The organism is Thalassospira sp. CA1, from assembly GCF_059052855.1.
In genome coordinates this window covers 1-2,350 of the sequence record NZ_JBZCIA010000022.1, presented here as the reverse complement: position 1 = coordinate 2,350, position 2,350 = coordinate 1, and the positions used below count along the sequence as shown (strand labels likewise).

Sequence of the window (2,350 nt, the reverse complement as noted above, 5' to 3'; positions counted from 1 at the left end):
CAAGAGCAATAAATTTTGCCCCGGATGCATTTCATTTAACTTAAGAAAAAATACTCTTCCACTCTGGAACGACGTCAATGAAAATACTCTTGCGTCCGAGTTAGAGAAAACAGTGGGATCGCTACCGGATAGAATTGTGGTACCGTTCGATGCTGACGGAGAAACTTGGTTTGTGCTGGACACCCTTATTAAACTCGGCACTAAACCGACTGTAGTATATTTCAATGCCCAATATCACGACGAAGTGTTTTTTAACATCTTAAGCGCGTGCCAAGAACATTTTAATGTCGATTTCATTGGCTTTTCCTTACCCAAGAATATAATTCGGACCGCGATCGCTGAGGAGTTCAGCGTAGGGAATGGCCATTGTCGAAATCTAGAAATCTTCGGCACCCACGCTGCTGCCTTATTTGCAGCGAAGCAGCTTGGCATTGCGCACGTTTTTGCAGGGCCCAACCAACAATCTGAAGTTGTTGGAAATCACTCCTTTATCATAAGAAACCAACTCAAATCACCAGCATTTAATGACATAGTGATAGGCAAGAACCTACTTCCCCAAGTAAGAAATATGATCGCCAACACTGGATCGAAATTTTCTGAGACGTTTAAATTAGGAGCAATTGAAAGCCTGCTGGAAGAGGTTCACTGGCACTTTCTCAGTGACTATATTTTTTGGGATAGTGTGAATATAAACGAACACTATGGGAAGAAATTTGCCATAAGTCCGCGTACAGTTTCCGGTTTTGGACCAAACTGGCAATCGTCCAGTTCATCTTTAAAGCTTGAATTCTTTGATCTTGTGCGACTGATCACTACTGGAACAAGTAAAATTGATTCTTTGCTTAGTCGTGACTTGAGATTTAATCGCATCTCAAAAATTTCAGCCATACAATTTAGGGAAAAATACCTTGAGAAATCTTGGGATATAGAGACAATATCTCAATTCCAAGGAATCTCGACAGTAAACATGAAAAAAGCAATCGATTTGTACCAGAAAAAAAAGCCTCCTTTGTACACCCCCTTATCGCTGACAGGAAACCGCAATTACCAAGTACATTCTCACTATCAAAAATTATACTAGTTAAAATGAAAAGTACTTTCATTTCTGACGAACGACGTGCCGTTCTATTTCGGCTTTAATCCATACCTAATTTCCCGACGTTTCCTCGCGGAGTGAACCAATGCACCACTTATTTGAGCGCCCACAAAACAAAGACCTTTTTGTTATGGCAGACCTCGGCTTAACCTGCGGTGGCGACATTGATCGCTCCCTTGAGCTGATTGAGACCGCTGCCAAAATGGGGGTTCACGCTGTTAAGTTTCAGATGTTAGACGCTAACGAGCTTCTAGGCGACAAGTCGGTTGAATACACATATCCGACTTTGGCAAAGGGCAACATAACCGAAAACATGTACGAAATGTTTCTAAAGCTTGAGTTCTCTGACGCGGACTGGGCTCTGATCAAGAGTCACTGTGACAAATATAACATTGGTCTCGTTGTTACATGCCATGTAGAAAGCGCAGTTCAACGCGTCAACAAGCTCAATCTTCCTGTAAATAAAATTTGCACATGGAGCTTGAGCCACTACCGGATGATCGAAGCATTAGCCAAGAACGGAAAACCGTTAATTATTGATACCGGAACCATTGATATTGACGATCTTGAGGACCTTAGGAAGTTTTATCACAGCTCCGGAGGAGGAGAGCTCATAATACTTCATGATTTTCACACTTCAGTCCCTGAAGAAATGAACTTTCGGGCAATAAAGACGCTGATTGAAGCTGGGTATAAGGTTGGCTACACTCCACAAGGACGAAGGGATTGGCTTGATTATATGGCCGTCGGTCTCGGCGCAACCTTCGTTGAAAAACGCTTAACTTTGTCAAGGGAGATCCCAGAAAATGGCCACTGGAAAGCCCACGACCCCCAGGACTTTAAAAATTGGATTGAAAACATACAGGAATGCTACACATCACTTGGCGATGGAATATTGCAACCGACGAAACAAGATATACTTGACAGTAAAAAATACTATAAGTCTGCTTGGCTAGCAAAAGATGTGAAAGCTGGCGACATTATCCAATCCGAGGATTTTGTATTTAAACGTCCAGGCACCGGAGTTTCCTCTAAAGATATATACTCCAATTACCTTGGAAAACGTTTTGCAAACAACTATGAGAAAGATGATTTTTTCCGTGGATAGTGAATAATTCTTTCAAAACATCAATGTTAGCGGGCGATATAGTGGGCCTCTACTCGGCACTTTATTATCGCCCAATTTCTTAAAAAAATAGCGCCGGAACGATAAATGTGTACGACTTTTCAACGTAATATTTTTTTAGAAGTTCT

At 41.7% G+C, this 2,350-nt stretch carries 2 protein-coding genes; both read left to right on the top strand.

Features of this window, described 5'->3' with window-relative positions:
- Positions 1 to 1,081 (top strand): hypothetical protein (locus AC5Q5A_RS19705; protein WP_493896355.1); only part of this gene is annotated, 1,081 nt, incomplete at its 5' end.
- Between the two features lie 145 nt (positions 1,082 to 1,226).
- Entirely contained in the window at positions 1,227 to 2,204 is a 978-nt protein-coding gene (locus AC5Q5A_RS19700; protein ID WP_493896354.1) for an N-acetylneuraminate synthase family protein, read from the top strand.
- Positions 2,205 to 2,350: the final 146 nt, after the last annotated feature.